Origin of the sequence: Pedobacter terrae (assembly GCF_900100705.1) — a bacterium.
Classification (GTDB): Bacteria; Bacteroidota; Bacteroidia; order Sphingobacteriales; family Sphingobacteriaceae; genus Pedobacter; species Pedobacter terrae.
Map to the genome: position 1 here is coordinate 1 of NZ_FNCH01000033.1, position 17,081 is coordinate 17,081.

The following is a 17,081-nucleotide window of genomic DNA, read 5'->3' on the forward strand; positions in this document are numbered from 1 at the left end:
GAAGTTAAGCCCACCAGAGCCGATGGTACTGCGGTAACACGTGGGAGAGTAGGTCGGTGCCAGATCTTAAAAGAAACCCTTCAGCAGAAATGTTGAAGGGTTTTCTTCGTTTATAGGGTTTTGGGCAGAGCGCGAAGGGCAAGGCATGGGAGGTTTCTCCACCATTGAGGAGTTAAGAAAAGTTTAGGGTTTGCTCCCGCAGATCGCGCTGATCTCCGCAGAGACCATTCCATCATCCATTCCCCATCTTACATTATTTGTTCTTCTACCCCCGGTTAATAGCCCTTTTGGGTTAGATATGTTTGGCTAACAGATAAAGTTTCCCAAACGGATTGCAGCGTACCGCAGGACGGAACCCAACCTAAGGGCACATGAAACTGCGCTCCAAAACCAGGAGCTTTTTCTACCATTGAGGAGTTAAGAAAAGTTTAGGGTTTGCTCCCGCAGATCACGCTGATCTCCGCAGAGGCCATTCCATCATCCATTCCCCATCTTGCTTTGTTTATTCCTCTTGTGTCTCCGGTTAAATAGCCCTGATGGGAGCGGTATCCCTTTTGGGCAAGACAAAATTGTTTATGAAAACAGTATTTCCCAAAAGGATAAAACGTACAGCGGACGGAACCCAGCCTAAGGGCACAGGAAACTGCGCTCCAAAACCAGGAGCATTTTCTACCATTGAGGAGTTAAGAAAAGTTTAGGGTTTGCTCCCGCAGATTACGCTGATCTCCGCAGAGGCCATTCCGTCATTGATTTTGCATCTTATCTGTTTTTTATTCTTCTTTCCCTGGTTAATAGCCCTGATGGAAGTGAGCACGGAGCCAATTCTTCATTGGCGGAGTAAAACGTACAGCAGGACGGAACCCAGCCTAAGGGCACAGGAAACTGCGCTCCAAAACTAGGAGTATTTTCTACCATTGAGGAGTTAAGAAAAGTTTAGGGTTTGCTCCCGCAGATTACGCTGATCTCCGCAGAGGCCATTCCATCATCCATTCCCCATCTTGCTTTGTTTATTCCTCTTCTGTCCCTTGTTAAATAGCCCTGATGGTAGCGGTATCCCTTTTGGGTTAGGTAGGTTTGTCTAACAGATAAAGTTTCCCAAAAGGATAAAACGTACAACAGGACGGAACTCAACCGACAAGCACAGGAAACTGCGCTCCAAAACTATAAGCATTTTCTACCATTGAGGAGTTAAGAAAAGTTAAGGGCTTGCTCCCGCAGATTACGCTGATCTCCGCAGAGGCGATTCCATCATCCATTCCCCATCTTACATTATTCTTCTACCCCGGGTTAAATAGCCCTGATGGGAGTGAGCACGGAGCCAATTCTTCATTGGCGGAGTAAAACGTACAGCAGGACGGAACCCGACCTAAATGCACAGGAAACTGCTTCAAAAAAATAAAAAGCAGTTGTGAAGGATTATATTAAATTCATTATCTACAGGCTATAAGGTGCCATTTAAGAGTATCTTACTGATTTTGATCACATTTAAAACTGATTTAGCGCTAAATATGTTAATATCATAAGGTTTGACACAATATTTGGTTATCTTTGTTTTTAACAAAAATATAAGTATAAATAATGAGTTTTTTTGCAGATAAAAGAAGGGAAGTAATGATGCATATTGAAAAATATATGCTGGAGTCGATGGGAACTTATTTGAAACCGATCGATACTAACTGGCAACCTTCTGATTTTTTACCAGATTCTACTAGTGAAACATTTTATCAAGATATCAGAATTTTAAGGGATAATGCAAAAGACCTTTCTTATGATTTAGTAGCCGTTTTAATTGGCGATACCATTACAGAGGAAGCTTTACCTACATACGAATCGTGGTTAGCTATGGTTGATGGACATAGCAGAGACGAGGAAGGTGGTTGGATGAAATGGGTTCGCCATTGGACTGCGGAGGAAAATCGTCATGGTGATTTGCTAAATAAATATTTATATCTCTCGGGCCGTGTAGATATGCGCCAAATGGAAATCTCTACGCAGTATCTTATTGCTGATGGTTTCGATATTGGTACTGGCCATGATCCATACCGTAACTTTATTTATACCTCTTTTCAGGAATTGGCTACCAATGTATCCCACAGAAGGGTGGCTTCTTTAGCAAAAAAAGATGGCGATACTTTATTGTCTAGAATGTGTGGTGTAATCGCATCAGATGAAGCCAGACATGCAAAAGCCTATAAAGATTTTATGAACCGCATTTTTGAGGTTGATCCTAATGAGGCGATGTTGGCTTTTGAAGATATGATGCGTAAAAAAATTGTAATGCCTGCACATTTTTTACGTGAGGTAGGTTTGAAAATTGGTCAGACATTTGGCCACTTTACCGACGCTGCACAACGTTTAGGTGTTTATACTGCGATTGATTATGTTGAAATTATGCAACAATTGATTGAAGATTGGAAAATAGAAGGTATGCGTGATTTAAATGAAGCCGGTGAACAGGCCCGCGATTATATTATGGCTTTACCTTCACGTTTATTACGTGTTGCCGAGAGAATGAAAAACCCTACAATAGATTACAAATTTAGTTGGATTGCAGGTTAAGTATTTGAATCTTATATATAAAATATATGAGCCCTTATCAAATTGATAAGGGCTTTTTTTATTACATGTTTCTTCTGTATTGTCCACCTACCTCGTAAAGGGCTTTGCTAATTTGACCTAAAGAGCAAATTTTACAGGTTTCCATTAACTGTTCAAAGATATTATCGCCTGCAATGGCTGATTTTTGCAATTGTTTCAGTAAATCTACTGAACGGTCTGCATTACGGTCCTGAAATTTCTGCAATGCAGAGATCTGGTACTGCTTTTCGTCTTCAGTAGCGCGGATCACTTCGCCGGGAACAATAGTAGGGGAGCCGTTTTTATTTAAGAAGGTATTTACACCTACAATCGGATATTCTCCCGTATGTTTCAGGGTTTCATAATATAAACTTTCTTCCTGAATTTTTCCGCGTTGGTACATGGTTTCCATTGCACCTAAAACGCCACCCCGATCATTGATCCGTTTAAATTCCGCAAGAACTGCATTTTCAACAAGATCAGTTAGTTCTTGAATAATGAAAGCACCTTGTAATGGATTTTCATTCTTAGCCAGACCCAATTCTCTGTTAATGATCAGTTGAATGGCCATGGCTCTCCTTACCGATTCTTCTGTAGGCGTGGTAATAGCTTCATCATAAGCATTGGTGTGTAGCGAATTGCAGTTATCGTATATGGCATATAAGGCTTGCAAAGTGGTCCGGATATCGTTAAAATCGATTTCCTGGGCATGTAATGAACGGCCTGAAGTTTGAATATGGTATTTAAGCTTTTGTGAACGGTCATTTCCGTTGTATTTATTTTTGATGGCTTTTGCCCAGATCCTTCTGGCCACGCGACCGATTACCGCATATTCTGGATCGATACCATTGGAGAAAAAGAAAGATAGGTTAGGGGCAAAGTCATCAATATGCATGCCTCTGCTTAAATAATATTCTACAAAAGTAAATCCATTGCTTAAAGTAAAAGCGAGCTGCGAAATTGGATTAGCGCCTGCCTCTGCAATATGATAGCCGGAAATAGATACGGAATAAAAGTTTCTCACTTTTTCATCGATAAAGTATTTCTGGATATCGCCCATCATCCTTAAGGCAAATTCTGTTGAAAATATGCAGGTATTCTGTGCCTGGTCTTCTTTTAAAATATCGGCCTGAACGGTTCCCCGAACTGAACTAATGGCTTTTGCTCTTATATTAGCATAAACATCGCCCGGTAAAACCTGATCGCCGGTTACGCCTAAAAGCATCAAACCTAAGCCATTGTTTCCTTCCGGAAGTGCACCATTGTATGATGGCCTTTCTATATTTTTAGCTTTATAAATTGAATCAATTTTGGCCTCTACTTCTTCTGCTAAATCATTTTCAATAATGTATTTTTCGCACTGCTGATCGATTGCGGCATTCATAAAGAAACCCAATAACATAGGGGCCGGTCCGTTAATGGTCATGGATACTGATGTGGACGGCGAACAGAGATCAAAACCAGAGTACAATTTTTTGGCATCATCTAAAGTAGCGATGCTAACACCGGAGTTTCCGATTTTGCCATAAATATCGGGGCGGATATGCGGATCTTCCCCATAAAGGGTAACAGAATCAAAAGCGGTAGATAAGCGATGTGCGGGTTGACCTAATGATACATAGTGAAAACGTTTATTCGTCCGTTCAGGGCCACCTTCTCCAGCAAACATCCTAGTAGGGTCTTCGCCATCTCTTTTTAAAGGAAAAACGCCTGCCGCATAGGGAAATTCGCCTGGAAGATTTTCGGTTAACAACCATCTTAAAATATCGCCCCAATCTTCGTATCTAGGCAAAGATACCTTTGGGATATTCAGTTTTGAGAGTGATTCGTAAAATAAAGGCTGCTTAATTTCTTTATCGCGGACTTTATAAATGAAAAACTCCTCTTTGTATGCTTTTTTGGTTTCTGGCCATTGACGGAGTAAACGTTTACATTCACCATCTAATTGCTCTTCAAAATAATGGTAAGTGGAATTTAAGTTTTCTAACATCCCGTCTTGCGTCCCCCGCTCTGGAAGAGGGGAATTATTCTCGCTTAATAAATCGATTACACCTTTAAGCTGATACATTTTGCGGGCGATGTTGGCCTGTTTATCTACCCATTCGTTATAGGTCTGGCTTGCTTCGGCAATTTCTGCCAGATAGCGGATGCGATCGGGAGGAATAATGTAAATCTTCTCTGACTGATCGGAGGTTAACTCCATTTTGGCCTTAAAATCGGTTCCGGTTTTTAACTTGATCTGTTCCATTAAAGCCACAAACAGATTATTCATGCCTGGGTCGTTAAACTGCGAAGCCATAGTTCCATAAACAGGAATTTCATCGTCTTTAGCGTCGAAAATGTTGTGGTTGCGCTTATATTGTTTGCGCACATCCCGCAAAGCATCTAATGCTCCTCTTTTATCAAATTTATTAATGGCTACCAGATCAGCAAAATCCAACATATCGATTTTTTCGAGTTGTGTAGCTGCGCCAAATTCAGGTGTCATTACATATAATGAAACATCGCAATGTTCGGTAATTTCGGTATCAGATTGGCCAATGCCCGAAGTTTCTACAATAATTAAATCGTAGCCTGCTGCCTTACAGATATCAATACTTTCCTGTACGTTTTTTGATAAAGCCAGATTGGCCTGCCGGGTAGCTAATGAGCGCATGTAAACTCTTGGGTTGTTAATGGCGTTCATGCGGATCCGGTCGCCGAGTAACGCACCTCCTGTTTTTCTTTTTGAAGGATCGACAGATATGATCGCTAAAGTTTTATCTTTTACCTCAACCAAAAAACGACGGACCAGTTCATCTACCAGGGATGATTTTCCTGCTCCACCTGTTCCGGTAATTCCCAGGATAGGGGCAGTATTATCTTTGGAGAGTTTTTTTAATTCATCAACAAATTTCTGGACACCTTCGGGATCATTTTCTGCAATAGTAATTGCTCCGGCGATGGCTTTAATCTCTTTTGTAGGAATGGTTTCGAGCTCATTAGTGATATTGATTTTAGTTACAAAATCGGTTTGGATGAGCATGTCGTTAATCATGCCCTGCAGACCCATTTTACGGCCATCATCGGGAGAGTAGATTTTAGCAATTCCATAGGCCTGTAGTTCTTCAATTTCTGAAGGTAAGATTACGCCACCGCCACCTGCAAATATTTTAATATGGCCTGATCCTTTTTCCTGCAAGAGATCGTACATATATTTAAAATATTCGATGTGTCCGCCCTGATAAGAAGTCATGGCAATGCCCTGAACGTCTTCCTGAATGGCACAGTTTACCACTTCATCAACCGATCGGTTATGGCCAAGATGAATGACCTCTGCTCCAGAAGATTGCAGGATACGACGCATGATGTTAATGGTGGCGTCGTGTCCGTCGAAAAGGGAGGCAGCGGTTACAAAACGGATTTTATTTTTAGGCTTATAGATTTCTACTTGTTGCATGCTATACTATGGGATTTTGGGACGGTATAGGTAGATTCCCGTTCCTTGTTTCCAAATATTTGGTGCACAAATGTAATAAAATAAGCAGCTTAAAAAGCGAATACCCTATACCATTGTGGCTTTTGGTTCAGTTATAAATTTTGGCCAAACTGTAGTAAATAACCGTTATTGTCGTAAATGGCAAACTCCCTCATGCCGTAGTCAAAATCTTCGAGCGGATAACAGATTTTGCAATGATCTTTTAAACTTTCCCAGAGCGCTGTTACCGCGTTTGTTTTAATATAAAGTGAACCACTCATGATGGATTTAGGAATGTTGCGATGCTCATTAGGGCTACAGAACATGATTTCTATCTCGTCTTTGCGGAGGGTTAACCAACTCAGGTTGTCGAATTTTGATGCACAGGTGAAGTTTAAAATTTCGGTATAGAATTTTAGCGTTTCTTGCATATCATGCGATTCGAGCATGGGGGTAAGTTTGGTAGCGGTGTATGTTGCCATGATCAAAAATAATAAAAAATGCAATTTTTACCATATAAGACATTTGAGACCATATAAGCTTTAGTTCGATTGATAGTTATTTATAATCATCAATTTTTGCTTCTTGCCCAAAGCTATCATCATGCTGAATTTATTTCAACATCTTTCCTGAATGAGACCCTGAAATGAATCCGATAGCTATCGGATCAGGGTGACGACGCTAGTTTAAATAAATACCGTTAGAACAAAAAAAACTATGCTGGTGGGCATAGTTTTTTTTAATTATTTGTTGGTGATTTCGGTGATTGGTTCTCCGACATTACCGTTTGGCATTTGGATATGGAGCAGCGCCGCTAGCGTTGGCGCAATGTCTGTCATATAATGTGTTTTATTAGAAGCTCCCGGTTTAATTCCCCAGCCCATAAAAACCAAAGGAATGTGCGAATCATAAGGGTTCCAATTGCCATGCGTAGTACCTGTGCTACTTCCGTTAAACCAGTTGGGTTGTAAAACATAATAGATATCGCCACTTCTACGGGCATTGTATCCGTTTGTAATCATTTTCTTCTGGATTTCCTGTAAAGTTGCCTGCGATATTTTAGCAATATCAACTGCATTCTGGAAACCATCTAATCTTTTTAAGAATTCAACAGCCGCAGATTTGATCACATCGAAGCTTATATCTGCTTTGTCGGTTTTATCGTGATCAAAAATGATCTGATTGTTCATTGATCTTAAAACTACATTATTTACTTTAAATTTATCATTTAAGTAGGCATTTAATTTGTTTGCAATATCTCTATCGCTCACTACACCTGATGGTAGTTTATTCTCTTGCATAAAACCTGGTACATGGGCTGCACCATGATCGGCGGTTAAAAATACAGTATAATTTCCTTTACCAACCTTTTTATCGAGGTAATTAAAAAACTCTTCGAAATCTTTGTCTAAACGTAAATAAGTATCTTCTGCTTCGATAGAGTTAGGCCCGTAAGCATGGCCAATATAATCAGTTGAAGAACAACTTACTGCTAAAAAGTCGGTGATGTTGTCCTGACCCAAGTCTTCGGAAAGAATAGCGAGTTTGGCCAGGTCTAAAGTGATGGTATTGCCGTAAGGGGTACTTCTGATGGCATCAAAATTTTTATCAATGTTTTGATTCAATTGATGTGGGAATGTACTTGATTTGCCTTCATAAGCGTTCTCATCTTTTGAACTGTTTACATAGGTGTTAACCGGGTATAAAGTTTCCCAGTTTTTTGCATAGAATTTATTCGCGAGTTTTAGTTTATTATAGTCGGCAATCCAGGTTGGTATCTCTTTCATATAATAGGTACTGGTAATCCAGTTTCCGGTACTGCCCTGGTACCAATATGCAGCATTTGCCGCATGGCCAGCCGGAAGGATCGAACCCCTGTCTTTTAATGAAATACCGATTACTTTGCCCTTAAAGTTTGTGGCCAGCCTCAACTCATCAGTAATGGTTGTGGTTAGCATATTTTTTGGCGACATATTACCTTCTGATGAAGGTGTACTGCCAACAGTAGATGCGGAAGAATCTTCTGTACAATAAACGGTCTTTTTGGTTTCAGGATCGTACCAATCGTTACCGATAATGCCATGAACAGCCGGAACTGAACCTGTATAAATGCAAGTGTGGCCGCATGCGGTATAAGTTGGTGTGTATGGGATAAAAGTATTTTCAACAGAAAAACCTTCGTTAATTAACCTTTTAAAACCACCATTAGTATAGCGGTTATAGTAGCGGTACAAATAATCCCAACGCATTTGGTCGACCACCAGGCCTACCACCAATTTAGGGCGTGCAACTTCAGCTGGAAATGCTTTGGCAGAGGTTGTGACTGATTTTTTGGTTTGAGCGGAGGAAAATGAGATCGAAAAAATAGAAATGGTAAAGATTAAACGGGATATTTTATTCATTATGCTTTAGTTAAAGGGCTAAAATAATGAATTTAGATAAAGCTAAACTGAAGTTAATGTAAAGATTTTATATCGCTTCGGCCACTACAAAAGTGCTTCCACCAATAAAAACCAAATCTTTGGGATCGGCCGATTGAATAGCGGTTGCTTTTGCTTCCTGAACTGACGCATAGCAGTTTCCTTTTAGGTTAAATGTTGCCGCTTGTTTTTTTAAGCTATCTGCGTCTAAACCGCGTTCTAAAGCGGGTTTACAAAAATAGTAAGTGGCATTTTTGGGCATTAATGACAACACTTTCGAGATATCTTTATCGTTAACCATACCGAAAACAATGTGCAGGTTTTGATATGGAGTTTGTGTAACGTTTTTGATCACCTCCTTAATCCCGGCTTCGTTATGGCCGGTATCGCAGATGACTAAAGGACTTTTAGATAAAGTTTGCCAACGTCCCTGTAAACCAGTTTGCTTTTTAACCTGACTGATGCCTTTATAAACGCTTTTCTGATCGGTTTTAATTTCTGTTTTTTCGTTCAGTACAGTTAAGGTTTCCAGAACGGTTAATATATTTTTATGCTGATAAATTCCGGTAAGATCACTTTGAAGATCTTTGAATTTGATTTTTCCTTCCTGAAAAACGGATAAGGAAAGTTTATTGTTTTTGATTTTAAAATCCTGGGCAGTTAATACCTGATCAGCAAAAACAATAGGCGCGCGTTCAGCTTTGGCTTTTTTTATAAAAACCAACGCAGATTCTTCTTGCGTTTCACCAATAACCACCGGGATATTCTTTTTAATAATGCCTGCTTTTTCGCCAGCAATTTCTGCCAAGGTATTGCCAAGCATATTCGTATGGTCGAGGCTGATATTGGTGATGACTGAAATTTGGGGGGTAATGATATTCGTTGAATCCAATCTTCCGCCCAAACCCACTTCAATGACAGCTATATCTACCTGATGTTTTGCAAAATGATCGAATGCAAGTGCAACGGTTACTTCAAAAAAGGAAGGTTCGGTTTTTTCGATGAGTTTTTGCTGTTCTTTTACGAATGATACCACTTCTGTTTTGCTGATCATTTTTCCGTTGATGCGAATGCGCTCGCGGAAATCTTTTAAATGAGGTGAAGTGTACAATCCCGTTTTATATCCCTGAGCCTGTAGTACTGAGGCCAGCATGTGCGATGTGGAGCCTTTTCCATTTGTACCGGCTACATGGATACTCTTAAATTTATTTTGGGGATTATCCAAAGCTTCGCAAAGGATAATGGTATTGGTTAAATCTTTTTTGAAAGCAGACGCGCCAACTCGGGTAAACATCGGGAGTTTACTATATAAAAAATCAAGCGTTTGTTGGTAATTCATCATATGAGCCAAAGATAAGTTGACTAGCGTTATTATGAAATGAAATGGGAAAGATTTCTTCCGAAGTTTTTAATTTTTTTGATGGTATTGGAAGATACAAAACCAGTAGAGTAGGTGAAGGCAGATGTTACACGCTGACTTATAATTGGATGATACTAATACATCATTAATCGTTGAGAAGTTCTATTAAGCTTTTGAACAAATCTTCTGTCAGATAGAAATATCTGACAGCACGATTAATATTTGACAGCATAATTTACGGGAATAAAAAATGGCCTGTGAGATACAGGCCATGATACTGAAAAAGGTCTGTGATGACACAGGCCTTGATGGTTTTATATCTTTTTATTTCACTTTAAAATTAAACATTACAATTCCGGTTTGTACATCGGGAGCAGATTCTAATTTATTTAAACTTGCACCTAATACAGCTTGTTCGCATTTTCTCCAAAGGGCCAAATCAGATAAGGTCGTACCTTTAGCTCCGGCACGGGCCTGTACAACTTTACCATTTTTATCTACACGGATCTGAACGGCAATTTTTCCTGCGCTCTGTCCATCATCCTGGATCCTGGGGATATCGATAAATTTTCTGCTGGCCAATGATAACTGTACATTGCCATTTCCAGAACCACCTTCTCCATAATTTGATGCTAAAGGATCGCCATCTTTATCGCCCTGGTTACCTGGTGTTTTTCCAGTGCCGTCTCCTTGTCCCTGACCAGTATTTTTTTTGCCTTTGTAAAGTGCATTTTGGTTAATTACCGGCTTTGCCGGTTTATCTTCTGTAACAGGAGTAGGTGCAGCCGTAGTTGGTTTTGTGGGTTTGGTATTTACCGCAATGGCATCTTCGGTATTTTGTGTCTGCACTTCTTTATCACTACTTTCAGTAGCGGTAGTTGGGGTAACCTTTTCTTCAGGCGTTACTTTTTCCGGTGGTTTACCATTCGCATTCGGATCTGCAGATGGTTCTTCAATACTGGTATAATCATCGCCCATACCTTCTGCAGAAGTTCCGTAATTAACCACCATGCCGCCCATACCCACTTCTTCCGGTGGCTGGAAAGAACCAATCACAATAAAAAAGCTGATCAATAATAAAAAGCCCATAATGCCGCTTGCTATGGCAATGGCTTTAGGGTAATTATTTTCCTCGTTAGGTATTTGTGCTTTGTAGTTCATTATTTTTTAGGTTCAACGGCTACAACAAGTTTCAATTTTAGTTTATTGGCAATATCGTTAACCACAAATCCATCCTGATAAGTCACATTACGTGATACATATAAAAGTATGGTCATATCTGGTGCCAACTTTTGGTAAGATGCCAATGTTGGCTCAAGTTCCTCAATGCTAACCGGTTTCTTCTCAACGAAATATTTTAAATTTTCGTCTATCGTAACGGTAACTGCTTTTTTGGCTGTAGACTGTTGTCCGCTTGATGATTGTGGCAACAATAATTTTACTACTGTAGGATTAACCACCGCAGAGGCCAATAAGAAAAACAGCATCAGGAAGAACATAATATCGTTCAACGCTGAAGTATGTACTTCTACCGATCCTTTTGTTCTTTTGCGTAAATTCATTATTTGCCCGGTTCTTCTAGTAAATCAATAAAATCAATTGCATCGGTTTCCATTTTAAGAATGATTTTTTCTACCATGATATTTAAAATGTGATACAGTACATAAGCGATGATACCGATAATTAAACCTGTTGCAGAAGTAATCATTTTAGTATATAAACCGCCAGAAATTGTTCCGATTTCGATGGCCCCTTTAATTGATACCTGGTGGAAAATGGTAATTACCCCTACAATTGTACCTACGAAACCAAGCATTGGCGCAATACCTGCAACAATACCTAATATACTGATGTTCTTTTCTAATTTAGAAACCTCTAATTTACCCACATTTTCAATCGCTCCTTCAATATCTTTAATTGGGCGACCAATACGTTTTAAACCTTTTTGCAACATGCGCGAAAGGGGAGAGTTATTATTTCTTAAAAGTGACATGGCGCCATCTAAATTTCCAGATTGGATATAAGACCTGGTTTGTGCCATGAGATTAGCCTCATCTTTAGTTGCTTTTTTGATGGTTAAATAACGTTCAACAAAAATTATTAAAGCTAAAAAAGCCAGAAAAGCCAATGGAATCATTACCCAGCCGCCTTTAAAAAGCAGATCGATAAAATGTAATTCTGGTTGTGGTTGTGTTACAGCTTGGTTAATTGCATTTGCTGTGTCTTGTAGTGCTTGTGTGGTGTCCTGAATTAATAAAGTTATCATTATGGTTGTGTGTTGTGTTTTTGTTGTACGAAATACCCTTTACCTTTAAGTTTTTTCTCTAAAATATCTTTTTGTGCTTTGGCTTCTTTTTCAGTGTTGAAGCTTGCTATACTCACTTTTTTCAAACGGCCCGGAACAGACGCAATTTCGGCTTTTAAACCAATTTTTTCCATCTGCTTGATAAAAACAAGCGCCTTTTTTTCTGATTGGAAAGATGCTGCAATTACATAGAACGTAGAAGGACCAGTGTTTGGTACAACTTTGTTTTCTTTGGGTGTTTCGATAGCTGGATTAACAACGGGTTTTAGTGCCTCTTTTTTTACCGTATCTGTTTTTTTCTGTACCTGATTAGCCTTTAATATACTATCGGTTTTGGCGATTGAATCTTGTTTCGCCTTTAAGGTATCCATAGCAACCTTGGGCGAATCGACAACTACCTGAGCAGGTTTCGCAGTATTCGTGGTTTCGCCCGTAAATAACTCAGGCTTAATCAAAAAAGTTATTGCTGCAATAATAAGCAAAGCTACAATCGCAATGGTGATCATTAACCAGGTAGACATACCTTGCCTAGGTTCATCATTATGTTCAATAGGGTCGTGGCCAAAACGGTTTGGATGCTCGGCATGCTGCTCTTTTATAAAAGCTGGTGCCTCAATTACAGGTTCTTCTTTTTTAACCTCGTCCTCTAAATTGATGTATGTTTTTGGTTCATCAGTTTCTGATCTTAATGAAAAGCGGCTCGAATATTCTTGTTGTGGTAAAACCGGTTCGGGAATTCCTGCTTCTACGGGCTGTTCCATGTTTTTTTCAGCTTCAGCTTCTGGTGTATGACCAAAACGATCAGGATTTTCTTCATGCTGCTCCACTATCGATGGTGGAACTCCAATCTGATTGACATCCTCAACCTGATTATCTGTCACTGTATTTTCTGCATGCTCAGTTTCATCCATATGACTGGCTTCAACAGCCTGATGCTCAGCCTCAATATTTTCTACTTCCGATTCTGGCGTATGGCCGAAACGGTTTGGATGCTCTTCATGCTGTATGACAACCGATTCTGGTACATCTATTTCCTGAGCTGGATTTATTTCTTTTTGTTTTTCAGTAGTTTCGGATTCGATGGTGTGTTGCTCCGAAGTAACATTTTCTACTTCCGATTCTGGTGTATGGCCAAAACGGTTTGGATTTTCTTCATGCTGTTCTTTGATAAACTCAGGTGCTTCAGTAATTTCTGCTGAACCTGTTTCTGCATGTTTTAAGGTATTTTTAAAATCATCTTTAACTTCATCCAGTTCTATATTCTCAATTATAGGTGCCTGGTATGATTTATTTTCGAATGGGGAAGGTGCATTTGGCGCCTCCGCAATTTCGTCGTAAACTTTTTCCTCATCCTGAGGTAAAGCAGGTTTAGTTTCTTCAACTACGGTTTCTGCCAATGAAGGAAGTCCGTAAAATTCGGAACCATAATTCATGTTTTTTACCGGTTCGAAATCCAGTCCCTGTTCAGTAAAAAATAAGCGGCCGGTATTTTCAAGTTCGGCTTCGTGATTTAACTCTAGCTCTTTATTTACTTCTTCAACAAACTGCCCGATATAGTATTTGGCACTATCATTAGAGATATTTCTTTTGGTGGAAATAAAATCTGCCAGGGCGGTCTCTTCAGTTACATCTGTAGAAAACTGTAGCGTATAACCTGGAGGCAGAAAAGTTTGTTTTTCTTTATCGTATCTGCCAGGATATTTCTTTTTATAAAAGGTGCCCAAGCCGGTAATACCAACTTCTTTGCGTTGTTGCAAGAGTTCTGAGAGGTATGATAAGATATCCATTCGGGTAAAATTAAGCGTTTAAAATTAAAAAATATATTCTACCTTCAAATAGTGTCTGCGGATGCTATTAAACATCCTATTCCAAAAAGGGACAAAAACGGGTACAGTTCTATTATTTTAATCATAAAAAAATTACAGTTCTTTAAATCTATAGCTGTTTCCGTGTAAAGATAACGGTTACAAAGATAGAAATGGTATGCTAGTAAGCAAATGGCTAAATCGATATAATCAGGTAATGACTTGATGTTGTATTTTATTAACATAAAAAAAGCAAGATAACCGAGGTCATCCTGCTCAAATGTTTGTAGCGGTAAAAATTATCTGATTATAAATTACGGCACATATACTGTAGTTTTACCGCCGTACAAATTGCTTGATATGCCTGATAAATAGGTATGCACATCGCTATTTGGTAAGTTGTAGTACAGGTAAATGCCATAGCCATTATTGACGGTTTGCGTAGCTAACGATGCAGCTGTTGAGGAACTGGTAGCCTGAATGTCAATTGCGGCAGGACCAAGGTTTGCTTTGGCCAGGCCTGGTACATTTGGTACAGCATAACTTCCATAAATGGCATTCCAGCTGTAGTTGATTTTTGAACCTACTGTAACCCCGTTATAAGATAATCTTGAAGCAGCAGGACCATAATAATAGAAGGAAATAATTTTATTAGGCAGAAGCGACCTCAATGCGGTTACGAGGTAAACAAAAGAACTTGCATTTGGCTGCCCGGTACCGTTATTGCCATATTCAGCGTATTCATCATCAAAATCAATCCCATCAAGGCCATATGTATTTACTGCATTGGCCAACTGTTGTGCAAATGCCTGCGCAGCTGCCTGTGATGGGAAATTGCAAAAACCGGCGCCCTGGTGATTACCTAGAATGGAAAGTAATACCTTAATACCTTTATCCTGCAATGGTTTGATATAAGTAGTTTTATTGTTCAAAATGTTAGATACATTATTATTGAAGAATAATTCTGCTTTTTGCGTTGAGGTATTGTAATTGATATTTGCAGCGAAAATGATCGCAATATCGAATAGCTGTTGTCCGGTAGAGAGCTTGTATTTGCCTACATTACGGATATCAGCATTGTTTACTTCTACGTAACATACGCCTTTTGGACCATTTACTCCGATTGCCTCGGTTGATGCTGTAGATTCTTTTTTAACAGGATCAATAAGGGCTTCATCCTGGGCGATGTCTTTTTTCTTACAACCGAAGATGGAAAGGGTTAAAAACATGGCCAGTGCCACGGCGGCTTTGTTGCCTGTTAACAATTTGGTAGTTGTCATAATTTTTTAAATAAATTGGTTAGAAATTGATTTTGCACTTGCAACCGCTACAAACGATTTTTTTTATAAACAAGCGTGTTTAACACGGTATGATAAGCCTAAAGGGATAGTTGTTAGCGAAGGTGTACCGTAAAATTTAGTTTTCTCATAGGTTTAAAATTTTGGTTAGAATTGGGTTGATATAAAAAAGGTAGGATAACCTTCGTCATCCTACCCGGGTATTTGTGTGTTAGAAATTTGCTTTGTTCACGTCCCACCACAATCTGGTACCGCCATTGTCTGGTCCGCCGAGTAAGGTTACCGCTTTACGTACCTCATCTTTGTTTCCGTTGCCATATTCTGCTGTCGGATATGGCAATCTGCGGATCTGTAATTGTGTGTTGATCGTACCACCACTATTATTATTAGCTACTGTAAACAGTTTTGGATAACCTGTTCTGCGGAAATCGGCCCAAGCCTCAGCTCCGTCAGGAAAGATAGCTAACCACTTTTGTGTAATAATTCGTTCTAACTTTACTTCGTTAGATGCCGTTCCATCCCATTTAACGGTAATAGTACTCACTGCAGCCGCATTATTTGCCGGGTTTTTCGGATCTACATAATCAGTTGGTTTACTTGTTGCATCAGCTAAATAATTGCCAATATTCGCATTCCATTGTTGCATCGACGTAGTGATACCGGTTTCGTAATTGGTCTGTGCATCTCCGGCACCTGTCCAGCCACGTAAAGCAGCTTCAGCTTTTAAAAACCAAACCTCAGCAGCTGTCATTAATATCTGTGGTGCTTTTTGTCCGATGGGTGACCTTGAATTGTCAGGTACAGAAGAATTTAAACTTGAATAGGTTTTGTAACCAGCTTTGCCCAAACCATTAAAAGAAGTATTGGCTCCCGATCTGATCCCTACATACTGTCCTGCAAACAAAGGATCGGTAGCTGGTGTACAATATATCGATAAACGTGGATCTGAATAACCAACCATGTACGATTGTAATGCTGCGCCCATGGCATTGTCACCATCGTAATTTACAGTTACATTCCAAAGATCGTTATTTCTGTTACCCGACTGTGCAACCGCCGCATTATCACTTGGTATGGTCATCAATCCACCTGGTGCAGCCATTGCTTTTTCTGCCTGCAGCTTCGCTGTAGCCGGATCAACTTTAACAATGCGCATGGCCAAACGTAACCTTAAAGAATTAGCTAATTTAAGCCATTTTGCAACATCCCCACCATAAACAAGGTCGCCGGTATCATAATAGGCTTTTTTACCGGGATTAGCTGTAATAAAAGCCTGTAGGTTATTTGCAGCTGTATCAATCTGTTTAAAAAATTCAGTGTAAACCGTTTTCTGGTCATCATAAGCTTGCGAAATCAACGATTTACCAGCTTGTGTATACGGAATCGGACCAAATTTATCGGTTACTCTATCCATCGCAATTACCTGTACTAAAAGTGATATACCCCATGATTCAGGCGCTGTTGCTTTTAATGGAGATATGGCAATTTTAGAAATTGGTGCCATTACATTGGTGTACTGATCGTTAAAACCAGCTTCATTCCAGCCATTATTAAGCGAATAATTCATGTTGTTTATACCACCACCGAATGGAGTTGGCGGCATCATGTAGCCACTAAAGGCATCAGAACTTAAATTCTGAGCAATCTGGTAATTAGAAAATATATTTTGCTGGATGGGACCGATTGCTGATTTTAATAAAGCTAAACTCTGCTCTGTTGTAGGTAAGTTATCGTTGGTGTTAAAACTTTCAAAGTTCTTTTTACAGCCCTGATTTAAGCCGGCAACGGCTAAAAGTAAAACTAAAGACAAACCTTTAATTTTATGTTGAGATAAATGATATATCGATTTCATGTTTGTT

At 39.4% G+C, this 17,081-nt stretch carries 11 protein-coding genes; 1 reads left to right on the top strand and 10 read right to left on the bottom strand.

Features of this window, described 5'->3' with window-relative positions:
• Positions 1 to 1,578: 1,578 nt before the first annotated feature.
• Positions 1,579 to 2,559 (top strand): acyl-ACP desaturase, encoded by a 981-nt coding sequence (locus BLR60_RS23575; protein ID WP_090504707.1) that lies wholly within the window; start codon positions 1,579 to 1,581, stop codon positions 2,557 to 2,559.
• Between the two features lie 61 nt (positions 2,560 to 2,620).
• Here BLR60_RS23575 and BLR60_RS23580 read toward each other — a convergent pair whose 3' ends face one another.
• From BLR60_RS23580 to BLR60_RS23625, 10 genes are all read right to left on the bottom strand, one after another.
• Positions 2,621 to 6,016 carry a methylmalonyl-CoA mutase family protein gene (locus BLR60_RS23580; RefSeq protein ID WP_090504710.1) on the bottom strand — a complete coding sequence of 1,132 codons (3,396 nt, stop codon included), beginning with the start codon at positions 6,014 to 6,016 and terminating at the stop codon, positions 2,621 to 2,623.
• A 131-nt stretch (positions 6,017 to 6,147) separates the two neighbouring features.
• Positions 6,148 to 6,516: a VOC family protein gene (locus tag BLR60_RS23585; protein WP_090504713.1), complete on the bottom strand. Its 369-nt coding sequence runs from the start codon at positions 6,514 to 6,516 to the stop codon at positions 6,148 to 6,150.
• Positions 6,517 to 6,777: 261 nt separating this feature from the next.
• Positions 6,778 to 8,436: an alkaline phosphatase PafA gene (gene pafA / locus BLR60_RS23590; RefSeq protein WP_090504716.1), complete on the bottom strand. Its 1,659-nt coding sequence runs from the start codon at positions 8,434 to 8,436 to the stop codon at positions 6,778 to 6,780.
• Between the two features lie 67 nt (positions 8,437 to 8,503).
• On the bottom strand, positions 8,504 to 9,796 hold the full coding sequence (locus BLR60_RS23595) for a bifunctional folylpolyglutamate synthase/dihydrofolate synthase (RefSeq protein ID WP_317039676.1): 1,293 nt from the start codon (positions 9,794 to 9,796) through the stop codon (positions 8,504 to 8,506).
• Between the two features lie 342 nt (positions 9,797 to 10,138).
• Positions 10,139 to 10,975: an energy transducer TonB gene (locus tag BLR60_RS23600; RefSeq protein ID WP_090504719.1), complete on the bottom strand. Its 837-nt coding sequence runs from the start codon at positions 10,973 to 10,975 to the stop codon at positions 10,139 to 10,141.
• Positions 10,975 to 11,376: an ExbD/TolR family protein gene (locus BLR60_RS23605; RefSeq protein ID WP_025144642.1), complete on the bottom strand. Its 402-nt coding sequence runs from the start codon at positions 11,374 to 11,376 to the stop codon at positions 10,975 to 10,977. The genes BLR60_RS23600 and BLR60_RS23605 overlap by 1 nt, the downstream gene beginning before the upstream one ends.
• Entirely contained in the window at positions 11,376 to 12,080 is a 705-nt protein-coding gene (locus tag BLR60_RS23610; protein WP_090504722.1) for a MotA/TolQ/ExbB proton channel family protein, read from the bottom strand. Before BLR60_RS23610 ends, BLR60_RS23605 begins: the two co-directional genes overlap by 1 nt.
• The gene (locus BLR60_RS23615; protein WP_090504725.1) at positions 12,080 to 13,906 is read right to left on the bottom strand and encodes an HU domain-containing protein; all 1,827 of its coding nucleotides are present in this window, start codon (positions 13,904 to 13,906) and stop codon (positions 12,080 to 12,082) included. The genes BLR60_RS23610 and BLR60_RS23615 overlap by 1 nt, the downstream gene beginning before the upstream one ends.
• Positions 13,907 to 14,238: 332 nt before the next feature.
• Positions 14,239 to 15,204: an endo-beta-N-acetylglucosaminidase H gene (locus BLR60_RS23620; RefSeq protein WP_208600710.1), complete on the bottom strand. Its 966-nt coding sequence runs from the start codon at positions 15,202 to 15,204 to the stop codon at positions 14,239 to 14,241.
• 229 nt (positions 15,205 to 15,433) lie between these two features.
• Positions 15,434 to 17,074: a SusD/RagB family nutrient-binding outer membrane lipoprotein gene (locus tag BLR60_RS23625; RefSeq protein ID WP_090504728.1), complete on the bottom strand. Its 1,641-nt coding sequence runs from the start codon at positions 17,072 to 17,074 to the stop codon at positions 15,434 to 15,436.
• Between the last annotated feature and the right edge of the window lie 7 nt (positions 17,075 to 17,081).